The sequence below is a fragment of the Flavobacteriales bacterium genome (assembly GCA_021739695.1).
Classification (GTDB): Bacteria; Bacteroidota; Bacteroidia; order UBA10329; family UBA10329; genus UBA10329.
Genome location: JAIPBM010000006.1, coordinates 87082 through 111969, shown reverse-complemented (window position 1 = coordinate 111969; position 24888 = coordinate 87082). Strand labels below are relative to the sequence as shown.

The 24888-nt window shown below is 42.1% G+C and carries 19 protein-coding genes and 1 tRNA gene; 5 read left to right on the top strand and 15 right to left on the bottom strand.

Features of this window, described 5'->3' with window-relative positions:
* Positions 1-29 precede the first annotated feature (29 nt).
* Genes K9J17_05415 through K9J17_05395 form a run of 5 tightly spaced genes read right to left on the bottom strand, consistent with a single transcriptional unit; the run spans position 30 to position 4583 of the window.
* Positions 30-818, bottom strand: a complete 789-nt coding sequence (locus K9J17_05415) for a nucleotidyltransferase domain-containing protein (protein ID MCF8276155.1) — start codon at positions 816-818, stop codon at positions 30-32.
* Positions 819-822: 4 nt separating this feature from the next.
* Positions 823-1560 carry a hypothetical protein gene (locus tag K9J17_05410; protein ID MCF8276154.1) on the bottom strand — a complete coding sequence of 246 codons (738 nt, stop codon included), beginning with the start codon at positions 1558-1560 and terminating at the stop codon, positions 823-825.
* Positions 1541-2023, bottom strand: a complete 483-nt coding sequence (locus tag K9J17_05405) for a Mov34/MPN/PAD-1 family protein (GenBank protein ID MCF8276153.1) — start codon at positions 2021-2023, stop codon at positions 1541-1543. Before K9J17_05405 ends, K9J17_05410 begins: the two co-directional genes overlap by 20 nt.
* A complete protein-coding gene (locus K9J17_05400; protein ID MCF8276152.1) occupies positions 2013-3635 on the bottom strand; it encodes a ThiF family adenylyltransferase in 1623 nt (540 codons plus the stop codon). Before K9J17_05400 ends, K9J17_05405 begins: the two co-directional genes overlap by 11 nt.
* Entirely contained in the window at positions 3636-4583 is a 948-nt protein-coding gene (locus K9J17_05395; GenBank protein ID MCF8276151.1) for a nucleotidyltransferase, read from the bottom strand.
* A gap of 404 nt (positions 4584-4987) precedes the next feature.
* On the opposite strand from K9J17_05395, the gene K9J17_05390 reads away from it, so the two are divergent.
* Positions 4988-7639, top strand: a complete 2652-nt coding sequence (locus K9J17_05390; GenBank protein ID MCF8276150.1) for an ATP-binding protein — start codon at positions 4988-4990, stop codon at positions 7637-7639.
* A gap of 189 nt (positions 7640-7828) precedes the next feature.
* Here K9J17_05390 and K9J17_05385 read toward each other — a convergent pair.
* The 5 genes from K9J17_05385 to dnaE all read right to left on the bottom strand — a co-directional run bounded on the left by K9J17_05385 (position 7829) and on the right by dnaE (position 14503).
* A tRNA-Asp gene (locus K9J17_05385) sits at positions 7829-7902 on the bottom strand.
* A 63-nt stretch (positions 7903-7965) separates the two neighbouring features.
* Positions 7966-8724 (bottom strand): hypothetical protein, encoded by a 759-nt coding sequence (locus K9J17_05380; protein ID MCF8276149.1) that lies wholly within the window; start codon positions 8722-8724, stop codon positions 7966-7968.
* Positions 8724-9665 carry a DUF58 domain-containing protein gene (locus K9J17_05375; GenBank protein ID MCF8276148.1) on the bottom strand — a complete coding sequence of 314 codons (942 nt, stop codon included), beginning with the start codon at positions 9663-9665 and terminating at the stop codon, positions 8724-8726. The genes K9J17_05380 and K9J17_05375 overlap by 1 nt, the downstream gene beginning before the upstream one ends.
* Before the next feature lie 83 nt (positions 9666-9748).
* Complete coding sequence (trxA, locus tag K9J17_05370; protein MCF8276147.1) at positions 9749-10066, bottom strand: thioredoxin; 318 nt, start codon at positions 10064-10066, stop codon at positions 9749-9751.
* 84 nt (positions 10067-10150) lie between these two features.
* The gene (gene dnaE / locus K9J17_05365; GenBank protein ID MCF8276146.1) at positions 10151-14503 is read right to left on the bottom strand and encodes a DNA polymerase III subunit alpha; all 4353 of its coding nucleotides are present in this window, start codon (positions 14501-14503) and stop codon (positions 10151-10153) included.
* A gap of 503 nt (positions 14504-15006) precedes the next feature.
* On the opposite strand from dnaE, the gene K9J17_05360 reads away from it, so the two are divergent.
* The 3 genes from K9J17_05360 to K9J17_05350 are packed head-to-tail and all read left to right on the top strand — an operon-like array spanning position 15007 to position 16782.
* Positions 15007-15555 (top strand): 30S ribosomal protein S16, encoded by a 549-nt coding sequence (locus K9J17_05360; protein MCF8276145.1) that lies wholly within the window; start codon positions 15007-15009, stop codon positions 15553-15555.
* A gap of 2 nt (positions 15556-15557) precedes the next feature.
* Positions 15558-16076, top strand: coding sequence for a ribosome maturation factor RimM (gene rimM, locus K9J17_05355; GenBank protein ID MCF8276144.1), 519 nt, complete (start codon positions 15558-15560; stop codon positions 16074-16076).
* Positions 16069-16782 carry a methyltransferase gene (locus K9J17_05350; protein ID MCF8276143.1) on the top strand — a complete coding sequence of 238 codons (714 nt, stop codon included), beginning with the start codon at positions 16069-16071 and terminating at the stop codon, positions 16780-16782. The genes rimM and K9J17_05350 overlap by 8 nt, the downstream gene beginning before the upstream one ends.
* On the opposite strand, the gene rsmD is transcribed toward K9J17_05350, so the two are convergent.
* The 3 genes from rsmD to K9J17_05335 are packed head-to-tail and all read right to left on the bottom strand — an operon-like array spanning position 16771 to position 18909.
* Positions 16771-17310: a 16S rRNA (guanine(966)-N(2))-methyltransferase RsmD gene (gene rsmD, locus K9J17_05345; protein ID MCF8276142.1), complete on the bottom strand. Its 540-nt coding sequence runs from the start codon at positions 17308-17310 to the stop codon at positions 16771-16773. The genes K9J17_05350 and rsmD overlap by 12 nt on opposite strands.
* A complete protein-coding gene (locus K9J17_05340; GenBank protein MCF8276141.1) occupies positions 17301-18140 on the bottom strand; it encodes a DUF3822 family protein in 840 nt (279 codons plus the stop codon). The genes rsmD and K9J17_05340 overlap by 10 nt, the downstream gene beginning before the upstream one ends.
* Before the next feature lie 4 nt (positions 18141-18144).
* A complete protein-coding gene (locus K9J17_05335; GenBank protein MCF8276140.1) occupies positions 18145-18909 on the bottom strand; it encodes a hypothetical protein in 765 nt (254 codons plus the stop codon).
* A gap of 197 nt (positions 18910-19106) precedes the next feature.
* On the opposite strand from K9J17_05335, the gene K9J17_05330 reads away from it, so the two are divergent.
* A complete protein-coding gene (locus K9J17_05330; protein MCF8276139.1) occupies positions 19107-21416 on the top strand; it encodes a TonB-dependent receptor in 2310 nt (769 codons plus the stop codon).
* Here the strand turns inward: K9J17_05330 and K9J17_05325 are convergent.
* Positions 21402-22373, bottom strand: coding sequence for a hypothetical protein (locus K9J17_05325; protein MCF8276138.1), 972 nt, complete (start codon positions 22371-22373; stop codon positions 21402-21404). The genes K9J17_05330 and K9J17_05325 overlap by 15 nt on opposite strands.
* Positions 22370-24712 carry a UvrD-helicase domain-containing protein gene (locus K9J17_05320; protein ID MCF8276137.1) on the bottom strand — a complete coding sequence of 781 codons (2343 nt, stop codon included), beginning with the start codon at positions 24710-24712 and terminating at the stop codon, positions 22370-22372. Before K9J17_05320 ends, K9J17_05325 begins: the two co-directional genes overlap by 4 nt.
* Positions 24713-24888 lie beyond the last annotated feature (176 nt).

Sequence of the window (24888 nt, the reverse complement as noted above, 5' to 3'; positions counted from 1 at the left end):
TGATAAAGATAAGAGCAATGATGCTTCGTCTACCAGATTTTGTTGACCCAAAAACGCTCCTTGAGTGTTTGTCTAGCTTGAGTGGCGATAGTCTTTTTCTGAGTTTTACTCAGCAGGTTTGAAATTGTATTAGCGGCATTTGCGGGATCTACAACTTTTTTGTCGACAAAGTCAGTACTCAAATACTCAAGTACTCTGGTGAAGTTTAGAGCAATTTGGTCTTTTCCTTTGTTACGAAGACTCTCTATTACGACAAGTTCAAGATAGATTGAAGGAAAGTCTAATTTTAAATTGTCCCGCCAAATTTTAGTGGCAAGAATCTCATTTTGTCTACCAGACTTTTTAACCGTTTGAATATGTAAATCTACATTAGTCTTAGTACGATTTTTGGAATCTCTTCTGACGAGTATATAATGCCAATTATGCACGCCTGGTAATTTTTTGGCTGGAACGAGATCTATTTTATAATCTTTAGTATAGACACGAATGGAGACATTTTGTCTTCGTCTCTTCGTGATACCGAGTCTCTCTTCATGAATTTGCAAATATTTGAACAGAGAGTCGTATCTGCCTTCTAATGTGCCTTTGGTAGAATCCTTTAAGGAAATAAGCAAATCAAGATCAGCTTTTCCTTTTAAAGCTGTTCCTTTTGCTGTCGATCCAGACACCTTAATTCCAGAAGTAACGTTGCCTGCTAAAGATTCTCCCGCCCAAGATTTTAAGGTATTCAGTAGTGGTTTAAGCCTTGGGTCAGTCTTGCTTAGCGGCTCTAGTTTTTTCTGCTTGATGACTTTTAATATGTGGGCATCTCCTATCATGGATTTATATTGAATCTAGGGCTTGACTATATGCTCTCAAGTCAATAGGCCTAACGGTGCCAAGCTTCTGTAGTTCTTCAGTAAGTCTTAGAAAGAAAAATATTAGACTTTCTTCTTCGGTACTAAACTTAATTTCAAGCGAAGGATTGTATTTAGCGTCAAAGGAAGAACCCATAAGGACACAACCGAGATTTAATTCTTCTCCTGATTTGAGTTCACCCATTGCATTTGAGAAGAAAGTATTATCGGGCAAGGATTTTTTCCATCCGTTTCCAAGAGTCAGGATTCCAGCCATTATTGTGAATAACACTGGAGCATCCTTAACAACCCCTTTGTCCACAACTTTGGCTGAAGTTCGCTTTAGCGACCGCACGGTTTTTGCTTTCCCACCGGCATAAAGAATATGAGCCTTATCTATATCCTGTTTCGCCTCAAATACCGCATAAACACTTTCTGCTGGAATTAGCTTAACGCTGTTCTTGGACAATACAAAAGGGGTGTATTGTTGATCGTAAATAACTACATCGATGGCTTCGCTTTGATTTCCCTCATGGTCTATGACAATCGCTTTGTCAACGTTATATCTATTCGGAAGGTTGGTTCGTAACCAAGTTGCCCAAACACTTTCAGAACCGTCTCCCATAGTTGGGGCGTGGTCGATATTTTCCCTAATAGTTTGCATTTCAGCGATCATCTCGCGCTGAAGACCTAGGAAGAGTTGCTTAATGTCTAGCTTGCCCATATTCGAATAATGATTTATTGTGTAATATATAAAGTTTGATAGCACACTTGGAACGTTTTATTCCCATGATTAGCAGGAGTGGATGGTCCGTGACCACTGTATCAGATTCCCCAATGTCCCTCATTGTATTTAGGTCTTTTGTACTGTAGTTAGGGCTTCCATCTGGGTGTGTGTGCCATTCTCCTAAATAGTTGATTTGACCATTTGATTCATTATAAGCTCTGTGTATTTCATCATTCAAGTTGTCAGGGTGTCGGGTAAAACTGGTTTTGTCACTCACGTACTTATCAGGGATGACGCTACATGAAATGAGAGTTGTAGTCTCATCAACCGAGGAACCGAGAAAAATGCCTCCAAATTCTTTTGGGTAGTGCTGGCTGGCCAAATGTTGAATTTGCTGAAGAATTTTTTCAGGTAAAAGCAAGGTGAGACCTAGCTTTGGTTGTTGGAACTTAATATTCATCTACAACAATTTTGTAGTTGTGTTCAGATTCGATTGGGCGAAGGACGAAAGTGCTTTGGGAAAACCCCTTCTCGTATTTGTGATTAATGTTCTTTACTGCAAATTGAAGTAGCGCATTAAGATCGGTGTACCCAGCCTCAAAAGTCGGGTACTGACATCCGACCTCAGGGTAGAAATTGGCTTGTTGGCTTTCCGGGGAAAGGGTTTCGAAAATCTGATGCTTTTGTTTTGAAATGGTTGTTTTCCCGTGAACACAAATAAGTTCATTCGCTTTATTCGTTATCGACAAATTGAAAATTTCAGCACTTAGGCTCATCTTGTCCATCATGTAAGCAATTTCCATATCGGTAGAGCAATCAAAAATTAATTCGAAACTGTTGAGGAACTCTTTTGTTTGAATATAATGTGGGTCATCTGGCAGTCGTTTATCGAGATGTAAAAGAGGCTTAACATCAACGAATGGAGATATAGCAATCAGCTTGCTAATGAGTGCATATACTTTGGGATGAGCGATGTCATTCAAGGTAAATTCTGAACGACATATGTTTCCAGCTTCAACCACATCAAAATCTATGATTGTTAGGCGTCTAATTCCACCTCTTACCAATGTTTTAGCCAGACTACTTCCAATCGCTCCAGTTCCAATTAGAAGGATGTTTTTTAAGGTAATAGCATCAGACAGCTTGCCTCTTCCAAAATAACGCGCATATGAACAATTTACTGTGCTACACCAATCCAGCCGTTGGTTGGTAGACTGACCTCGCCATTCTCCACTGATTTTGACACCTTCAATAGGTAGATTAGATGTGTTTATTCGTACACATACCCAATGTATCTCGTGTCCGTTATCTGTGGGGATATCATGACCGAGAAGCACAAGGAAATTATCCGGCTTATTTCTACCACGCATGACATCACGATGATACTGGTAGATGGAATCAACATTCGTAGATGTCAGATATGGTTGCAAATCTTCCCAAGACAATACGGCTTTTCGTCTTTCTATAACGGGTTCATCCTTAATGTAAATCCATATGCCTTCTAGCGGCTTTTCTTGTTTGTACTCCAAAAAGTGGTTAGCAAAACCCGCATCATGAACTCCTATCTTAGTAACGATTATTCGTTCAACCCCCGTCAGCGAATCCCTACCAAACGACTTGAATAAGAAATACCCAGAATCATTTTTGATTAGGCTATTTGGGGTTTCGTCAAAGAGCAAACAAACGTTGTTTGGGCTTGTAAGAAGATAACCATAATTGGAATCACGACTCTCTTCAACATAATAGTAGTCAATCCACTCATATAGGAGATTGATTTCCTCTTGTAGCTTTTCTTCTATGCAGTTGGTCGGAGAGGGGTGGAGGCATATGGAATTGTCAAAATTCTGATGTTCATATCCAGAAATGCTATCACAGGTAAACACAATTGATGTCCTAGAATTCCCTAATGGATAGCCTAAGGGTATTTCTACGGAAAAAGGGAGTGGGCCTTTTTCGGTTTGAACGATTATTTGTCCTGATACATTCTCGCTTTTTTGTGCGAAAACCGAGTATAGTTCAATTCTCTCCTGAGCGGAGAAAAATTCGTTGTAAAGGACAATTTTGTCCACCATCTAACCAAAGCTTCGTGTTTTCAAAACTGAAGGCCCCGTATTTTTTGATTGCTCATTACTGGAGTTTGGATGACTTCCAAAATCATCGTTGATAGGGAAGTATAGTCTAATGTTGTCACTGTCCTCCTCAATTTTTCGCAACATATTTTTCATGTCGTTTGCAAGGCTGGTTTTCTTTCCCGCAGTTAGCGTGTCAGAAACAATATTGTTTGAGTTAGCAGGATCTTTTAATTGAATGGTCTCTGCATTCTCTCTAATGAATTTCATTACCATTTCCAATTTTGGCCACAATCCGTTTGGAATGCTGCTTGAGTTATACTCAAACGCTCGAATCGTGAACAATTCGATGAAGAATGATTTATACTTTTTACTATTCGAGACTTTCCAAATTTTGAGCAGTCTGGTTATATCGCGTTCAGCATTCTTCCCACTGACATGATCGATATGCTTTTTAATATTGGTTTTTGTCTCGGAAGCAGGGATTTCATCTTTTTTCCTGACAAATAGTTTCAAATCATTTGTATTCGAATACTCGTCCACATTGATTTCTCTCCCTGGAACGATGTCCATTTGTATTTCTTCACCATCTATGACAAATGTGAGTCCAACACTAACTCGTTGCTTTCGCACTGGTTTTATCAGTTGTGAATCGACATACTCATTTTGGAAGTAGGTGTAAACATCATCTGCCATTTTCTCCAACGTATCAAAACTGTTTCGTTTAAATGGAATACAAACATCGATGTCAAATTTTGTGTTGATTGCTGTATGCTTGGCATAGGATCCAGAATTTATAGGTTCTGTTGCCTTCTTGTCAGAGTACTTAAGACTAAGAGCGGCTTTTACAAAGTCTCGCTTTGTAAGGTATTTGTCCATTAGGGTCTGGACATGATTCATTTTATGAGAACTGAGTACGTCTTGTAGGTATTCACTTTTGTTGGTTGGCATTGGAGGTCCGTTTATTGGTTTCTATTGCTATGGCACTTTACCCACCGTCATTATTGATGCCAAACTATTATTGGGCATTGTTTAGCGGTTATTTTTTCTCCAGACCCGTAGAGATAGGAAATTTTGTCAGGTTTGTAACTGACAGAGTATGTGTTGAAACGTTCAAAAGTTGTAGTCAAGCAACCCAAGTGTCCAATCTTAGGTTTCAATCCTACATAAATTCATGGAAATGTAAAGGCAACTCCCATTACTATGAGCTTCAGAAATCGTTGATTGTTTCCTTTGAAATAACATGAACAAGGGGACGGTACTGACCAACGAATAAAGGACTTGATTAAGAGGCTTGGTTTTGCATACATATGATTAAATTGGTGCGTTGTCAACGAGTATAAAATCTTCTGTTTATGGTGCCAGTAGAATTAGGTCAGCTTACGTTATTTAAGAAGTTACAATGTCGTTCTGTAGATGGAGAAAAGGAAGCTACCGTATTATTGGGCTTGGCTACGTCATTGTTTGGTGATGCAGCAGAGTTGCTCGGGTTCGTGAGGAAAAATTACCCAAGTTTTACAAGTCATGATATTCAACATTCACTTAGGATTCTCAGGAAAATAGAATGTATCTTAACTGATGAAGCGAAAGAACACCTAACATCTGTTGAGATATTCGGTTTACTTGTTTCTGCTGGGTTTCACGATGTAGGAATGATTCAATCAACGGGTGATTTGGATTTGTTAAGAAGAAATCATCATGTCGAGTCAGATAAGTTTATTCAGGAATTTTTGGTTGAGAGATGTGCATCAATTAGTGAATATATACCTCGATTATCTGCTTGTATTGGATTTGTGGCGCGGGCCCACGGATTGACATGGGATGAATTGAATTCTTCGCGATTATTTACTCAGACCGAAAGAGTTTTTGACCAAGAGTTTAGGATAGGATTACTTGCTATACTTCTAAGGGTGGGTGATCTAATGGATTTGGATTCGGAAAGAAGTTGCGACCCTGTAAAAAGATTCATGGAGAACAGTTTCCCGAATGAAGAGTCTAATGCTCACCACCATCGCCACAAAGGGGTTAGACACTTTAACTACGATAGTACCCAAATTCAAATAGAAGTAGAAGCAAGTTCAATAGAAGAACACACGATTTGGACAGAGTGGTTTGGTTATTTGAAACAAGATATCATTCATGCCAATACATATGTTCTTACCGGTAACCTCAAGATTTTCGCATTACCTAAACCTGAGTTTGATATTAAACGTGCAGAAGGAGCAAATTACGAGCTATGGCAACTTAGATTCGAAATTGATGAAAAAGGAAGAATTTGGGATGTGATATCTAAATCAGTTTATACTGGAAAGTATGATTTCATTAGGGAGCTTATTCAAAATAGTATTGATGCATGTTTAAGATGGATTTATGAAAGCAATGGGTCGAACTTAGATACTGTTAATCCTAAACACTGGAAGTTGGAGGGGTACTCGCCTTGCACGGTTGTTTGTTTACGGGGTAATGGAGCTGAGTTGTCTGTTACTGATAACGGTATTGGCATGGAAGTGGCCGATTTGAAAAAATTTCTATTCAACGTGGCAAGCACTGGATACGGAGAAATACAGAATTTTCAAAAAATAAAATTTCCTTCAATTGCAAAGTTTGGTATCGGATTTGTCGCATGTCTCACCAAAGCAAATACGGTAATTATAGAAACGCGCTCAAGAAAGGAATCGAGTGAAATTGGCAGGGAGGTTGTCCTCAGGACGGAGTCTCTGAATACATTCTGTGCTCAAGCTTCAGTCGATTTTGGAACCAAGGTGACAACCAAGCTGAAAACCAACTTAGATTTTGGTCGACTTGTCAACTACGTTGGCTCTACCTTTTATTCCCCCTCCGTGCCCTTAGTATTCTTCGATTATGATGGACTGGCCAATATCTTTGAAAGAGCGGGAATGGTGGACAGATTGGAAAAAGAGCTTGCCCACTGTAGTTCTGCGTCTGATTATGAAGAATTGTTTAAGATGGCTTCACACGTAAGAGGAGACATGGATACACATGGTTTACCGTTTGTTTCAGATTTGACACTAACGATTCCATCAAAAAGGGGTTTAGAGAGTTTAGCGATTGATAAGCCATTGTTTTTGAAGTTGGATGAAAATTTCCAGGTTGAACAAGTTTCAACTAAATATGAGAGTTCTAACTCCAGTAATGTGTCTTTGCTGTATATCCCAATCGAGATTAACATGCCTGAAATTGGCATCGAATGGTACTCAGTTCATGGCTTCATTATTCATGATTACCTATATAAGAAGGATATTATTACCCAAACCTTTGAGGGGCAAAGTGGTCTTGCTGAGTCAGTAATTGCCAGTTCCGATGAATGGGTGGAGAACGGGATTGAACTTATTGGTGATTACCTTGATGATGACGTGACCGAAACGGTACACGATAAAGTAGAGCAAATGATGAAAGCCCTAAGAGGGGAGAATCGCGACTCGCTTTTTCATGACAGGTCTCTTTTATTTGAAAATTCCAAATTAGTTGAAGGGGAAACAAATTTTATGGTTGCAGATTTAGTTTCGAATACTGTTGAAAGGTATGATATGATGCATTATTTCGTTGAGGATATGGATGGGAGTTACTCCGAGTTCCTTGATGACATTGGGTATTTAAGTAACTTTCTTAGTTCTGAAGAACGCCACAATGGTGTTTATCAAGATGGGATTCGATTACCTATAAGATGTAGCAATATTGCTCCAATTGGGACGTGCTCTGGTATCGCGAATTTCTTCGGTGATGCTAGGTTTGAACTCAATGTTACTAGGAAGTCGATAGACGAGGCTGACAGTGCGTTGCGTATCTGGACTTCGGAGATAGGGACTAAAATACAGAGGAATATCCTAAATAAAGTTGTTTCAGTCTTCGAAGATAATAGAATCGCATTTGAATTGCACCAACTTCCATCGACGAGAAAAGACAATCGTGACTCAGTTTATGATTATTCGGAAAGAGTTTTAATCTCGTTAATAAAGAATAGGAGCTTCTTAAGTGGTAAACAATGAACACGAAAATAATGAGTCACTCTTGTTTAATACTTGGTTGATAGAACCTTTAGAAAGTTACTAACCGAGTCATTATGGTTGTGAAACGTTCAAGCCCTAGTTCTCAGAAGACACGCAAAACACACGCAAACGCCCTAAAAAGAAAAAGCAGCTACATCTTTTATCGATGTAACTGCTTGATTCTCAATGCGGTCCGGACGGGACTCGAACCCGCGACCCCCTGCGTGACAGGCAGGTATTCTAACCAACTGAACTACCGAACCATAGTAATTTCTTGGGCTGCAAATGTAATTTAATTTGTCAAATCAGAAAGCAATGTGAAAAAATTATTCTGCGACTATTTCGTACTCGATTTTCCGAACTCCATTCAGGCGCATCGCATTCATGTCTGGCATAACCTGAAAGTAGTAAGTGCCTACGGTTGACAGGTTAATTTCTTCTAAGTCTACTTTGAATGATTTCTTACGCAGATCCAAAGCTGCGCCTTCGTTCACGCTAATTTGCTTGTTAAGCATCAGTATCCCAACCGCAGGACTAATGACCTTCATCTTAAAATACAGTTTATCAAATTCAAAATTCTCATCAACTGTTAGTTTGAGACGAAAAAGCTTTGGTGTTGAATCATTGACTGCAACTCGAAAAAGAGGTGTTTGATCAGATTTCCATACACCGCTCAAAAATGTGCTTTTTCCTTGTTCTTCAGTAGGTTTGAAGTCAGGATTACGAACGATTCTAAGCGAACCTTCAATTCCATCGATTTCTTCGGTTTCCCCGTTGTTCAAGTGAATGAAGGCAGTTAATCGTTCACCTTCATCAAGAAATATTTGCTTGATCACTCCATTGAAACTGCCGTTTATCTCTAGGTTATCGTTCAGTGTATCGTTACCGATCACGTAGCTTACACGAAGGAAAACAGGGCCTTTGTAGGCGTCAAGAACATTCAAAAAAAGCGAAACGTCCACATAGCATTTGAAGTTTGCTGGATATAAAGTGGTAATGGGCTCGCTTCGTGAAAGTTTGGAGAAATCCACTCCAAACGAAACGGTGGTTTGGAGAAGCAATACAAAGACAATTAAGATTCTCATCAATATAGTTTTTTGCGCTTTAATAGGTAAGGCAACAGAACTTGGTCAAATCCCTTTGAGATGTCTGCGTGCACCAAGTCTATACTGTATTGACCGCATTTCAGTTTCAGATCATGCTCAAACTTTTGCATAGATTTTTGATATGCTTCGCGAACTTCTATCGGATTCAACTTCAATTCTTCGCCCGTTTCCATGTCAACGAAACGGTACGGACGATTCTCGAAATCAAAATCCAACTCTTTCTTTTTATCTGTAACGTGAAAAAGAATTACTTCATGTTTGTTGTGCTTCAGATGTTGGAGCGCATTCCACAGGTCATCTTGACTTTTCTCTGAATTCTCAATCATGTCGCTGAAGAGGATGACCAACGATCTTCGTTTGAGTTTATCGGCAATTTCGTGAAGCGCCTGAGCGCCTGAGCTTCGTTTACTGGTTTCTTTTCCAAGTGGTAAGAGTAACTTTTCCAACTCGCCAAAAACCAACTGCGAATGCGTAGTTGTTGATTTCGTATCGGTATGGATTTCTACTTTATCCGAAAAAAGTGATAGGCCGAAAGCATCGCGTTGTCGTTTTAGCAGATGAACCAGCGAAGCTGCGGCATAAGTGGAAAACCCGATCTTATTCTCATCCAATTCAGAGTCGTTTTCCTTGATCGGAAAATACATGGAAGATGAAGTGTCGATTACGATCTGACAGCGTAGATTGGTTTCTTCCTCGTACCGTTTTACGAAAAGTTTTTCTGTGCGAGCATAGAGTTTCCAATCGATGTGGCGGGTTGATTCGCCATTGTTGTACAGTCTGTGCTCTGCAAATTCAACCGAAAACCCATGGAATGGGCTTTTGTGCAACCCCGTAATAAATCCCTCAACCACCTGTTTGGCAATGAGTTCGAGCTTGCTGAATTGCTTAACGCGCTGACTATGTAATGAAATGCTGTTCATGGAAAATAGGACTGCCGTCCTGCTTCAAATATCGCAATTGCGTTGGAGCATAGGACGGCAGTCCAAGAATGTTATTGTTGAAATCAAATCAAAGCATCAAGCTTTGCCGAAAAAGTCTGCTTTGGCGCAGCTCCAACTTGCTTATCTACGATCTCTCCGTTCTTGAAGAAGAGTAGAGTAGGGATGTTTCTGATTCCGAATTTGGCAGCAGTTTCAGGGTTGTTGTCCACGTCAACTTTTCCGATGATTGCTTTTCCTTCGTAATCGCCAGCCAATTCTTCAACGATTGGACCGACCATTCTACACGGTCCGCACCAAACTGCCCAAAAATCCACTAAAACAGGCTTGTCTGACTTCATTACAAGCTCTTCAAAATTCGCGTCTGTTAATTCTAATGCCATTGTATCTATTGTTTATCTATTAATTCAACCAAGTGCTGCCAAAAGTATAAAACTCACTGCCAGCCGTTATCTTTTTCCCGACAATCATTTGAACGAAACTTCCAAGCCAAGTTGTTCCCGAATATCGTAGATCAGCTTTTGTTCCGGTTTCACACGCACCTTTTTAGAGTGCATATCAACCCAAACACCTTGCTTATTTATTACTCTCATATTCACCTTGCAACTGCCCGGATGTCCTTCCAGAAACGACTGGAGTTCTGAAATGTTCTCAGGCTTCACTTCTTCTAGCGGCATAGTGATGGTGATGCTGGTGGTTTTCTTCTCCAACATGTCGTTCAGTAGTTCAATACTGTTGAGTTTGAATTCCTTTTCTGCAGGAACACCTTCTGCAGATCCCCAACGTTTTTCCTTCCAAACACCTCGTACGAATAAGAAAAACTCCATGTCGAGGTATTGACGGAATTTGGTGTAATCCTCTCCGAAAAGCCGGAATTCCATCGACCCTTGTTTGTCTTCAATTTCGAAGATCCCGTACGGATTGTTCTGTTTTGACATGCGGTGCTGAACCGCTGAAACGACTCCGGCAAACTTATATTCGTTCGGGTTTTTCTTGGCTTCTTCCGATTCGAGAATGCCAAGGTTGATGTTGCAGTAACGCTGCATCACCAATTCAAAGTCATCAAGCGGATGGCCGGAAATGTAAACGCCAACCACTTCCTTTTCGGCTTTTAATTCCTGAATGTTCCCCCATTTCTCGCACTTCGGAACCTGCGGTTCTGGAAGCTGAACATCTGAAGCTTCTCCGAAGAGTGAAACCTGCGAGCTGTTTTCTGCTGATTGGAAGCTTGAGCCGTATTTGATCGCCTTTTCGAGGAACGGGCCAGAGCCATCGTCAAAGAAATACTGTGCGCGATGGCTGTTTTCGAACGAGTCAAACGCTCCAGAAATGGCAAGACTTTCCAATGCTTTCTTGTTTGCTGCGCGAAGATCGATACGTTTTGTAAGGTCAAAAATGGAGCTGAAATTTCCATTAGAGGTTCGCTCCGCGATGATTGCTTCCACAGCACCTTCGCCAACACCTTTGATGGCGCCTAGTCCGAAACGGATTTCGCCTTTATCGTTTACAGCAAATTTGAATTGACTTTCATTCACATCTGGTCCTAAAACCGCCATGCCCATTCTGCGGCATTCGTCCATGAAAAACGTCACCTTTTTGATGTCGTTCATGTTGTGGGTCATTACCGAAGCCATGTATTCGGCAGGATAATTCGCTTTCAGATATCCTGTTTGAAACGCTACAACTGAATAACAGGTGGAGTGCGATTTATTGAATGCGTATTCCGCAAATTCTTCCCAATCGCTCCAGATCTTCTCTGCAATTTTCAGGTCGTGACCGTTTTTCTCACAGCCTGCCAAAAACTGAGGTTTCAACTTTGCCAGCAGGGCAAAGATCTTCTTACCCATCGCTTTTCGCAGAACGTCCGCATCGCCTTTCGAGAAACCTGCAAGCTTCTGCGAAAGCCGCATTACTTGCTCCTGATAGACTGAAATACCGTAGGTTTCAGCCAGGTATTCCTCCATTTCTGGAAGATCATAGGTTATTTCTTCCTCACCATTTTTACGGGCAATGAAGTTCGGAATGTACTTCAATGGACCTGGGCGATAAAGTGCGTTCATCGCAATAAGATCCGCAAACTTGTCTGGTTTCAGCGAGCGCAAATGCTTCTGCATTCCAGCAGATTCGAACTGGAATGTTCCATTGGTCTGTCCGCGCTGATAAAGTTTGTAGGTCTTCTCATCATCAAGCGGAATTTCATCCGGATCGATATCGATGCCATGCCGGGCTTTGATCAGTTTGATGGCATCTTTAATGATGGTTAAGGTCTTTAAACCCAAGAAGTCCATCTTCAGCATACCCGAAGATTCTACCACACTATTGTCAAACTGCGTGACGGAAAGTTCGGAGTCTTTGGCAGTAGTTACAGGAATATGGTTGGTGATGTCATCCGGTGTGATGATGACGCCACAGGCGTGAATTCCCGTATTTCTGATGGAACCTTCGAGAACGCGCGCTTCGTTAATTGTTCGGGCAATTTCATCATTGCCTTCAGCATATTTCCGAAGCTGCATGGCCTGTTCCACTTTCTCAGAATCGCCCAATTTTGACTTCAGCTCTTTCTCAGAAAGGTCAAAGATCTTGGCAAGGCTGATGTCGGGAATTAGCTTCGCGATGTGGTCAGCATCCGACAGAGGAAGATTCAGAACGCGTGCGGTATCTCGAATGGCCGATTTGGCCGCCATGCTGCCGTAAGTAACGATCTGCGCCACTTGATTCTTGCCGTATTTGGCAACAACCCAATCAATGATCTTCCCTCGACCTTCATCATCAAAATCGATGTCAATATCCGGTAGCGATACACGGTCAGGGTTCAAGAAACGCTCAAAGAGTAGGTCGTATGCTATTGGATCCACATTGGTAATTCCAACGCAATAAGCCACTACAGAACCAGCTGCTGATCCACGACCAGGACCGACTGCCACACCCATCTTTCGAGCTTCCGAGGTGAAATCCTGAACAATGAGGAAGTAGCCAGGATAACCTGAATTGGCAATTGTTTGAAGTTCGAAATCTATCCGGTCACGGATTTCATCAGTCACTTCTCCGTAGCGCTTTACAGCACCTTCGTAGGTCAGATGGCGCAGGTAGGCATTTTCTCCACGCTTACCGCCATCTTCCTTATCGGCAGGATCCAGAAATTCAGATGGAATATCGAACACAGGAAGCAACACATCTTGCTTCAGTCTGAATGGTTCGATCTTCTCTACAATTTCCGTGATCGTCTCAAATGCCTCAGGTAAATGAGCAAAGATCTGCTTCATTTCCTGTTGACCTTTGAAATAGTATTGATCGTTTGGAAAGAGGCGCTTGATGAATTCTCGACCGCGTGAGTCATCTTCCATTTTGACGCCTTCTTTCAAACACATCAAAATGTCGTGCGCACGTTTGTCTTTCTGAGATAGATAGTAGACGTTATTGCTCGGGAAGTAACTGACGCCATGCTTCTTCGCAAACTCCAACAACACCTGATTGACGCGTTTTTCGCCTTCCAATCCGTGGTCAACGAGCTCTACGTAGAAGTCTTCGCCAAACTGCTCTTTGTACCAAATGAATGCTTCTTCCGCCTGTTTTTCTCCAACGTTCAAGATCAAATTCGGCACTTCGCCTCCAGGTCCACCGGTGCTAACAATCAGGTTGTCCTTGTATTTGAGCAACAGTTCCTTGTCAATACGTGGCACATAATAGAAACCTTCGGCATAGGAAATGGAACTCAGCTTAACCAAGTTGTGATAGCCCTTTTTGTTTTTGGCTAGAAGTACCGTTTGATAACCGTTGTTCTGTCGCGTTCTGTCCTTGTGATCATCGGTCACATAAAACTCGCAGCCAACGATTCCTTTGATCGGCTTTTTAAGCTGTCCTTGAGCTTCGCCAGCTTCAATTTTTGCATTATGATCGGCAACACTGGCGTTGGCGGCTTCAATTTCATTGACGAAATGAAATGTGCCGAACATATTGGCGTGATCGGTGAGCGCAACTGCTGGCATTCCGTACTCAACAGCACGAGTAACCAGATTCTTAATACGAATGGTTGCCTGAAGTACGCTGAACTGCGAATGGCAGTGTAAGTGAGCAAAATCGTGTGTTATCTCAACTTTCGGTGCAGCCGTTTCGATTTTTTTGATTGCCGCTTTTTTGGACGCGGCAACTTGATTTCCAACGTCAATATCCTCCGTTTTGAACGGATTTGGATTGACATCTTGAAATACCTTGAATTCATCTGTGGTTAATCCTGTTTTTGAAGTAGGAATGATCTGAAGCCTTACCAATTCGAGGAAACAACGAGATGTTGCTGCCACGTCTGCAGCTGCATTGTGCGCTTCGTCAAATGCTTCACCAAACAGCTTTACGTGAAGTTCGGTCAGTTTTGGCCATTTGAACTGTCCTCCACGACCACCTGGAATGGCGCAGAATTCGGTTGACTCGTTCTTAGTGTCAATTGCAGGAATGGAGGTGAGCGGTTCCGAATCGCCCATTCGCATGTATTCGGCACCCATAATGTTGATGTCGAATTCAATGTTGTGGCCTGCAACTACTTTAGTTTTGCCAAGCACTTCTGTAAATCGGTCCAAGGCTTCCTGAAGCGGAATTCCTTCCTCCAACGCCTTTTTGGTAGAAATGCCGTGAACCTTTTCTGAGTTGTACGGAATGTCGAAACCATCTGGTTTCACGATGAAATTGTCAGCTTCGATCAACGAACCATCAGCCGCGTGCAACTGCCACGCCAATTGTACCAGTCGTGGCCAATTATCTGCGTCAGTTATGGGGGCATTGTAGTCTTTCGGAAGACCAGTGGTCTCCGTATCGTAGATCAAAAACATGAATGATTCGGCTTAGTAAACAGACAGCCGAAGTTAGGGTTTTGAAAGCCTCGAATTAGGCATGTTGAAAACTGATGAAAGAAGATGATTGAGCACGAAATAGCACGCGAACCAATAGGTTCAGTCGTTAGTGACCACGTCTACCGCAAGGGCTAAAAGTGCTGCTGAGAAAACGACATAAGCGAGTATCATGACCGTGCGTTTGCTTATTTAAACGACAAGGTTTCGTTGGTTATTGTTCGATGTTCAGGTTTTTTTTAACGAAGGTGAGGTTGGAATGAAGTAATGACGATTATTGGCCGCGTGGGTTAGGGATTGGAGCGGATACCCCGCAGCGTAGCGAGGAGTATGAGCGGAAAGCCCGACCCCTTGCGCAGCTTGGGGGAACCCCCAAATGAGGAGATTTTTAACTTGCTGAAAATGAATTGGAAAAGGTGCTTGTTTATTCGTAAGGATTATCGCATTTTTGCAGCCCGAAATTTTTAAACAATTAATAAAGTCATATGCCAACTAAAATTAGATTGCAGAGACACGGAAGAAAAAGCTACGCATTTTTTCATATTGTAGTAGCCGATTCGCGCGCCCCACGAGATGGGAAGAATATTGAAAAGTTGGGAGTTTACAATCCGAACACGAACCCAGCTACTATCGAGCTTAATATTGATAGTGCGTTGACGTGGTTGGAGAATGGAGCTCAGCCTACCGACACGTGTCGGGCAATTCTTTCTTACAAGGGAGTTCTCTATAAGAAACACCTATTGGGTGGAGTTAAGAAAGGTGCTTTTTCTCAGGAAGAGGCTGATGCCAAATTTGAAAAGTGGTTGAACGATAAGTCTTCGAAGATCCAAACTGGAGCTGACTCTATTGTGAAAGCAAAAGAGAAAGCAAAAGCTGATGCTTTGAAAGCTGAAGAGGCTAAGAAAGCTGCGATTGCCGCTAAAGTACTTGCTAAAAACTCTCCGCTTGCGGAAGAAGTGGAAGCTGCTACGGAAGAAGCAGTTGAAGAAGCTCCTGCTGCAGAAGCATCTGAGGAAGAAAAACCAGCTGAATAAGCGTGGTTGATCTGAAGGTCCTTGGAACCATTATTCGGTCTCATGGACTTAAAGGAGCTTTTAAAGTAAACATACAGAGTGCTGGAGTTCCGGCACTAGAAAAAGACGAACCGGTCTTCATCCAATTACAGGGTGGACCGGTTCCTTTTTTTGTGGAAGAATGCTCTTTTGCAACGCGCGATAAGTTGATCATGAAGATTGAAGGTGTCGATTCGCTGGACAAAGCAGAGCAGATGATAGGGAAGGAGCTTTTTCTGGAGCGCGAGCGATTTGAAGCTCCCGAAGCAGATGCTTCTGATGAGTTGTTCGGTTTTGAGGTGTTTGATGAAGAGAAAGGCTTAATTGGTGTGGTTTCTGGCGTTCTGGAAAACCCTCAGCATCCAATTTTGGAAATTAGCCACGGGGAAAAGACCATTCTTATTCCGTGGGTTGAAGCTATTGTTAAAGAAGTGGATGAGGATGCCCGAACGATCCATATCGAGGCACCTGATGGTCTGATCGATCTTTACGTGAATGGCTGAACCGTATTTTCAGTTCAAGAAGTTCAGGGTGTACCATTCGGCCGGTGGTTTCAAGGTTGGGACAGATGGCGTATTGCTTGGCGCTTGGGCTCCAGTATTGGACGGGGATAAGGTGCTTGATATTGGCACTGGAACAGGGCTGATATCGTTGATGATAGCACAACGGGCCAAGGTATCCATTGATTCGATTGAGATCAATCCGATTGCGGCATCGCAAGCTATTAGGAATGTCTCCTGTTCGCCTTTCTCGAATATGTTTGTGTATAATGAGGATGTTGCTGAATTCGTGAAGCGCGAGAAGCACTACGACCTAGTGGTTTGCAATCCTCCGTTCTTCTCGCATTCGCAGCCTTCCAAAGATGTTTCCATCCGCTTAGCGAAACATACAATAACGCTTAAGCCGCAAGATCTTTTTTCGCACGTGAGCAAACTGCTCAATCCCGAAGGAAGGTTTGCAGTTATTTTTCCAAAAACGGAGTATGACGTTTTTTGTCGGTCAGCAAAAGCTGAAGGATTCTTCCCTAAAGATGTGCTGGATGTATTTCCACAGCCTGATTATCCTGAGATTCGGTTATTAGTGAATTTCACGAAGGAAAACGTTGGCGAACCGAGCAGAAAGGATTTCATGATTGAGAAATCGGATAAACGCCACGATTATTCTGACGAGTATAAGGAATTGACCAAGGATTTCTTCCTACGATTCTAATTCAAAGAAGCTGAAATGCACACGCCCGTATTTGCGGGTTTGAGTGTGCGCTGGAATGGTGCTGAAGTCGACTTCGGCCGGATGCTCAACCACCAAAAGTCCGTTTGCGTCCAACAGGCCTTTTTCCAAAATTGTCTTCACTAGTTCCTGATAATTCTCGTAGCTATATGGAGGGTCCGCAAAGATCATGTTCCACTTGCTTTTCGAAGATTCCACGAATCTCAATGCATCCGCTTTAACAACCGTTCCTGATTTATATTGAAGTTCATCGAAGGTGGATTTTACAAAACCAGCACATCTCGCATTCATATCCACGGTTGTAACCGCAACGGCTCCTCTGCTAACGAATTCGAAACTGATGTTTCCCGTTCCACAGAAAAGATCTAGCACGTTCAGCTCGTCAAAATCGACTAGATTGTTCAGGATGTTGAATAAGCCCTCTTTGGCCATGTCTGTTGTCGGGCGAACAGGCAAATTCTTTGGTGGACGAATGGTGCGTCCTTTATGATAACCACTGATTATGCGCATGCTGCAGCAAATATGAATGGATATCTGTGTTCTGGAAGTTGGGCGAAAGAATAACTATAGCTCAAATTTTTAGGGCGCTTGGAAAAAGATAATTTCGAAATGAACTTATTCAGCAATGTATGGACTTCATCGCTTTTTGATACATTACCACTTAAAACAACTTCAATTTCAGAATGAAGAATTTTGAGGGTTTCCAAGGCTGCCATCAAAAAGTAAAGAACATCATCGGCTTTATTGATTTGGAACCAATTTGAGCACGCGAGTTTTCCTTCTTTGAAAATGACCAACGCGAACTGATGATCTTCCACCAACACATTCGCAACTGCTTTTGTCGGTTTTTCTGAACCTGCATCAATCCAAGTAAGGAATGAAGATGAAATAGCTGTTCCTGTAACATTTGCAATCTCCGTTGGAATAGTAAAAAGACCAACCGAATCAGAACTGGTCATAGTTTGTTGTACAACGTTCACGCTTTCCAACTCACCAAATACAAATTCAAAATTCTTCGTTTGTTGCTTTTCTGAAAATAGCGGGGCAGGAATAAGCGTGTTAAAACGGTCAGAAATAAAGTAGGACGGTTCGGTTCCTTCTATTGTTACGAATTCAGGATGCTTAAGTACTTCAAGAACGTTCTGAGCCCAAATTGAATTAACACTGGAATATGGAAAGAGGAACGATTGGAATTCTACAGCTTTGAATGCTTTTGTTCGTTTTAAAAGCTGTACACCAGACCTTGAAATATTGACAAACGAAAGAAGACCGACACCAGCAGTTTCCTGCTCGTTATCGGCCTTCAGATGAAACTCTTGTTTGAAAATGGAAGAAGTCAAACGCTTATTCCCAGTTTCCGCTAGTTGACGGTTCGGTCATTGAGCCGACTTCTAAGCCTAGACGTGGGTCGTAATATTCTGGCGCAATACCATCGAATATGTACACGTTGGATGCTTTCACTTGGAATACCGGAACTTTAACTTGACCTTTTTCTATGATACCACTTTCCATTGCAAATGGCTGTGACTTACTATAAGGAATGAACTTCACATCGTTAATGTCTCCACCCAATTTGAAAAGCGAATCGCGAACGCTGACGTGCATCGTGTCACGGGTAACCAATCCCATATCAACGGCTTGCTGCTCTGTCAATGAATCAGGCACAGTTCCTAACGCTCTAATAACTGGGAATGAATCTGTGTTCACGAAATTGATGAGCGTATCGAAATCTGAAGCGTATGTGCGATAGACAGACTTATAAGCAAGTTGCCAATCTCTGATTGTTTTCAGTCTGGCCTCCACCTTAGCGTATCTCTTTTCCTTTTCAATATTGAATTCAATAGGAGCCTGAATAGAACGGTAAGCGAAGTACCCCGTAACAGCAGCAAGTGGTAGGAAGGTAAAGAAAAGTACTTTTTGAATCGTGTTATTCAGCAATCCCATCTTGATCAATACGGCAAAAATTCCAATGATCAGGATCAGTCCGCCACCAAGCATCAGATATTCATTTTGTCGTCCAACCACTGCGGAGAAAAAAATCAATCCACCAAAAAGGATTACCAGTGCTACAATTACAATGTCGCCTATGTTTTTGCCAATATTCTTCATTTACTTACTGCTAGAAAGTCAAATTTTACGGATGCGTGCAAAACTACATTTTTTTTCAAACGGGAATCTTTACTCACAGGCTGTGAATATGCTCAGTTTTAAGGCGATGTATTAACACTTTTTATTTCATAAATAATCGAATACATCAACAGGGTCTTTACAGCTGTTATCTAACTTGCGCCCCAAATCTATTCAACATGAGGCAGTCTGTTTTAACGATTGTACTACTGGTTTTATTACTACCGATATCTGTTTTTTCGCAAACGCTGAAAGGAAAAATCACAGATAACGCTAATGGCGAAACGCTGATTGGGGTCAATATCTTCAACCAAGATAATGTGGGTACTTCGACTGACATTGATGGAAACTTTTCGCTACAGTTAAAACCCGGACAGCAGAATATCACTTTCAAATTCATCGGGTATGAGACATTGAAGAAGTCCTTTGTTTTCAAAGAGGGTGAAACAATAGAGTTCAATACAAAATTGGCTATTGAAAGTACCACATTGGATTTGGTGGTAATAACAGGAAGTCAATATGAGAAGAAGTTAAGTGAAGAGATGGTGAGTGTTGATGTTGTTCAACCTTATTTGGTTGAAAATACAGCATCGCCCGACCTTAAAGCAGCCGTAGGTAAAGTTCCTGGGGTTACCATTTTGGACGGGCAGGCCTCGATCAGAGGGGGTGGCGGCTATAGCTATGGTGTAGGAAGCCGTGTGCAATTGGTAGTTGATGACGTGCCCTTGCTTACTGGTGACTTGAAAGATATTCAATGGAGTGCCATTCCAATGGAGACTGCGCAGCAAATTGAAGTAGTGAAAGGTTCGTCTAGCGTTTTGTACGGGTCAGGCGCAATGAATGGCGTTATAAATGTCCGAACAGGTTGGGGAACGGAAAAACCTGAAACCACGTTCCGGATTTATCAGGGAATTTACGGTAACCCTAAAGTGGAAGAAGCTCGATGGTGGGATAAGACCTTCAGTCCAGTGTTTACAGGTGTGTTCTTTTCGCATAGGCAGAAGGTTAAGAACGTTGATTTCGTGATCGGAGCTCATGGTAGCTCAGATTTGACCTATTTGCAGAGAGGTCATCGTCAGGCATTCAGGCTCAATTTCAAAACCAGGGTTCAGAGTGTTAAAATTCAAGGATTGTCGTATGGTCTCAATGGTTCTGGTCAATATCAACAGTCGGGCAGATTTACCCTTTGGGCAAACAACACAGACGGAGCCTATAAACCGCTTGATGGAACTTCATCTACGGATAAGTACACATTCGTGAATATTGATCCTTGGGTTCAATACACCGCAGGTAAGATCGGTATCTTTTCTCTCAAAAGCCGCTATTACCGAGTTGAGAGAAGGAATGATGATTGGGAAGACCCGTCTGCATCGAACGTGATGTTCTTCGATGTTCGTTATCAGAATGAGTTCAAGTATAATTTCAGGGTCACCGCTGGGGTTCAATATCAATATGTATGGAGCTTTAGTTCACTTTATCCAGAAGCAGGAACGATCGTAACACACAACCCATCTGTGTACGCTCAAGTGGAGAAGAAATTTATTGATAAGATCTCGTTATTGGTCGGTATCCGAAATGAATGGAATGAAGTCGTCACTCTTCGAAAAGAAACGAGTCTTCCGATTGTTCGCGTAGGGGCTAATTTTGAAGTGGCTAAAAAGACAAATATTAGGGCTTCGTTCGGTCAGTCGTTCAGGTTCCCCAGTATCGGAGAGAAATTCATTGATGCCAGTTTAGGGCCGATCAAGGTTTTGCCTAACAGCGAGCTTAAATCCGAGCATGGATGGTCAGCAGAGTTGGGGCTGAAGCAAGGATTTCGATTATCTAATTGGAACGCCAATTTTGATTTTGCATTATTTTGGATGGAATTCCGAGATATGGTCGAGTACAGATTCGGGATCTTCGATGTTGGAGATCCTAATGGGCCGATCTTAGGCTTCAAGCCGTTTAACGTAAGTAAGGCCCGTGTTGCCGGTGTTGAATTTGGTCTTCAGGGTGAAGGGAAACTGGGGTCAATTCCAGTAAGAGCATATTTAGGCTATACATTCAATTATCCTGCAGATCTTCAAACAGATACTACTCAACAGAACGTTGAAGTATATCTTCAGAATTTCTTCAGTAGTATCAGGCATAGCGATTCATTGACAGCTACGTCCAGCATCCTTAAATACAGAATCACTAACGTATTCAAAGCGGATGTTGAAATGGATCTTTGGAAATTCACAGTTGGATACACTGTGGCGTACAATAGCTATATGAACAGAATCGATTCTGAATTTGAAACGTTCTTACCTGGCTTTACCGAATATAGGGCGCTTAATAAGAAAGGTGTTTGGGCGATGGACGCAAGGCTGCTTTTCCGCATTTCCAAAAGGTCTACAGCTGGTTTTATCGTTAAGAATTTTCTCAACGAGTTTTATTCGTTACGGCCAGGGATAATGGAAGCGCCCCGAAGTTTTACCTTACAGTATACGTTAAAGATCGGTTGATGGACCAATGAACTTGTACAGATTCAGATTCGGAATCTCAATACCTTCTGTTAGCACCGTCTTTATGAGGATAATGACAAGGACAAAAACAATTGTTGGAACAATAGGCCAGCGTTCCCAAGTTTGTTGACGGGGTATTTTGAAAGAACCCATCAGCATAGCATGGATAATCATCATCAATAAGCTTACAAGAGATACGATGAACGTGATCGTGTTAGGGATAAGATTAACAGGATAAACAACAACGATAACCAGCAATCCGCCAAAAACGACTGGAAGTAATACTTGGTATCTCAAAAAGCGGTAACGCTCAAGTTCTGACCCTATTTGTTTTGATGACCAAGCTGTTTGAAGAAATGGTTTCGCGTATAGAATCCCTATTCCAACGGTAAGCAGTAAACCCAAGAAGCCAATAGCCCATTCGGTACTTGGTTTATAGTACATATAGGACGCGAAAATTGCTAGTTCAAATGCAATGGAATCCAATCTCCGGTACTCGAAATTACCCGCAAAAGGAACAGCAATCATACGCTGGGCGAGGATTGCGAAAGAAATGAGGCTGCCCCAAAGAAGAAACAGACGAACGAAGATGTACGATTTTCGCAAGGCTAGAAAAAAGCCATAAAACAGAAACCCTAAGATCCCGATGGCAACTGCACCAACCACGAACGTACGTTTAACGCAATGTGGATACCATTCACCGCCAGTGTAAATAATCGTGTCGTATTTCAGAATTGGCTGCAATCCAAAGTGGGCGGCAGCCAAGGCTGTAATAAAATCATAAAAAATGTAGAGGAGTAAGTAAGCAGAAGCATAGAGGAAGGATGAACCGATCAGTTCAATCCATTCAATATTCTTCTTTTTGGCTGCAACTACAGGAATCGCTGCATCCAGCGATGTTCCTCCAACAATCAGATCTTCGGCTTCCTCTTCTGGAGAAAACAAATCGTTGCTCATTGCTTCGCCTTACCAACTATTCTAAGTTTGGCGAATTTCAAAAGCAGTTGTTTATTTCCTGCTCCTTGAAAAAACACCGTAGCCTTAATATTTGGGGAAATACCTTCCATTGCGATAATCTCACCTTTTCCAAATTTATCATGGATTACTTCGGTGCCAAGGGTCATTCGGTTCAAGTGCTCACTTGTGCCACCTCCTGTGTCAAGCTCTCCTGGTTCTCTACTATCATCGTATTTGGTAAGATTCCTGGATTTGATGTCTGCTCTGCTCACGGTTCCTGATTGATTGTTTGTAGTGTTGAATTGGGGCTTTTTAGTCCAAGGCGATGAAGGTATGGAATTATTATTGATCGTTGGTTTTGAGGCGGTTACGTTCAGATGTTTTTCCGGTATTTCTTCTATGAACCTGCTTGGTTCGCTATGTACAAGATTTCCCCATCTGAAGCGACTTACAGCGTAGCTCAAACTCACTTGTTTCTCTGCTCTTGTGAGAGCTACATAAAACAATCTCCGTTCCTCTTCCAGATCCGGACGCGAACTCAATGACAACTGAGATGGGAACAAATTCTCCTCCAACCCAACGATGTACACGTATGGAAACTCAAGTCCTTTCGAGGCGTGGATGGTCATCAGCGATACTTTATCCCGATTTTCAGGGTCATTGTCTTTGTCGGCATCTGTTAAAAGGGCAATATCAGCTGTGAAGCGATCAAGCGTCTTTGGCTCCGGTTCAGTAACAACTTCGTCTTCGGATGGCACATCTTCCACGAATTCCTTCAAACCGTTCAAAAGCTCTTGAATGTTCTCGTATCTGCTTACTCCTTCAGGAGATTTGTCCGCATGAAGGTCGCGCAATATTCCAGAGGACGAAGCGATCCTTGATCCAAGCTCATAGGCGTCTGTGGTTTTTAATTCCGACTGAAAACTGCGGATCATATTGACGAAGAGTTCCAGTTTTTTTGCCGTTCCAGCGTTGAATTGCGAATACAATATTTGAGGATCGCTGATAATGGACCAGATATCCTTGTTCCAATCATTACCAAGTACAATGGCCTTTTCGATGGTCGTCTTACCTATGCCACGTACAGGATAATTGATAATGCGTTTCAACGCTTCCTCATCTTGAGGATTGATGACCATTCGAAAGTAAGATACAAGGTCTTTGATCTCTTTACGCTGATAGAAGCTTTGACCACCGTAGATGCGGTATGGCAAATTCATTTTTCTAAGTGCCTCCTCAATAGAACGCGATTGGGCGTTGGTGCGATAGAGAATGGCGAAATCCTTTTCGGTTGCTTGGTTGTTCATCTTTGTTTCAAAGATCGAACGGGCCACAGACATGCCTTCTTCATTATCCGTCAGTGTGCGGACCACATTTATGCGTTCACCATCATCATTACTTGTCCAAACCGTTTTTTTCAGTCTGTCCTGATTTTGTTCAATTACATGATTGGCAGCGCCTACAATATGTTTGGTTGAACGGTAGTTCTGCTCCAGTTTAAACGTTCGAACGTCAGGATAATCCTTCTTGAAATTCAGAATGTTCTCAATATTCGCTCCGCGGAAAGCGTAGATCGATTGTGCGTCATCTCCTACCACGCAGATGTTTTCAAACTTGGCAGCAAGGCGCTTTACGATAAGATATTGCGCATAATTGGTATCCTGATACTCATCAACCATAATGGCTTTGAACCGATTCTGATACTTGTTCAGAACGTCAGGAAAATCGCGAAGCAAAACATTCGTCCAGTAGAGTAGGTCGTCAAAGTCCATTGCACCTGATTTGAACAAACGGTCTGAGTACTTTTTGTAAATGATACCCAACTTTGGCTTTGCGCTCATACGGTCTTCCGTGATGAGCTCATCATTTTTTAGGTATTCGTTGGCAGAAATGAGATTCGTCTTTGCCGCTGATATTCGGTTAAGAACCAAACTTGGCTTGTAGGTTTTGTCATCCAAAGCCTCTTCTTTGAGAATGGCTTTGATAAGGTTTTTGGAGTCTGCCGTATCGTAAATGGTAAAGTTGGAAGGATAGCCTAGTCGTTCACTTTCAAAACGAAGGATCTTGGCGAACACAGAGTGGAACGTGCCCATCCAAATGTTTCGAGCTTCGGCACCTACCATGGCTTCAATTCGAGCACGCATTTCTTTCGCAGCCTTGTTCGTAAACGTCAGCGCCAGAATGTTGAAGGGGTCAAATCCATTGTTGATCAGGTGTGCAACCCTGTAGGTCAGCACCCTTGTTTTTCCAGATCCCGCTCCAGCAATAATCATTACGGGACCTTCTATCTGTTCAACAGCTCTTCGCTGTTCGTGGTTCAGTTCGTTTAAATACTCCATATTGGCGGTAAAATTAGGAATCGAAGATTCAATGATCACCATTCGAATCCTCATTTTGTATTGGTTTTCAACACTTTCGATGGTCGCGCCTCACGTGCGCAGGTGGTGTATCACATCTATCTAAAAATCATAGCTTTGCTCGTTGCGTGACAACCACTTAAGTGTTGTTTTATTTG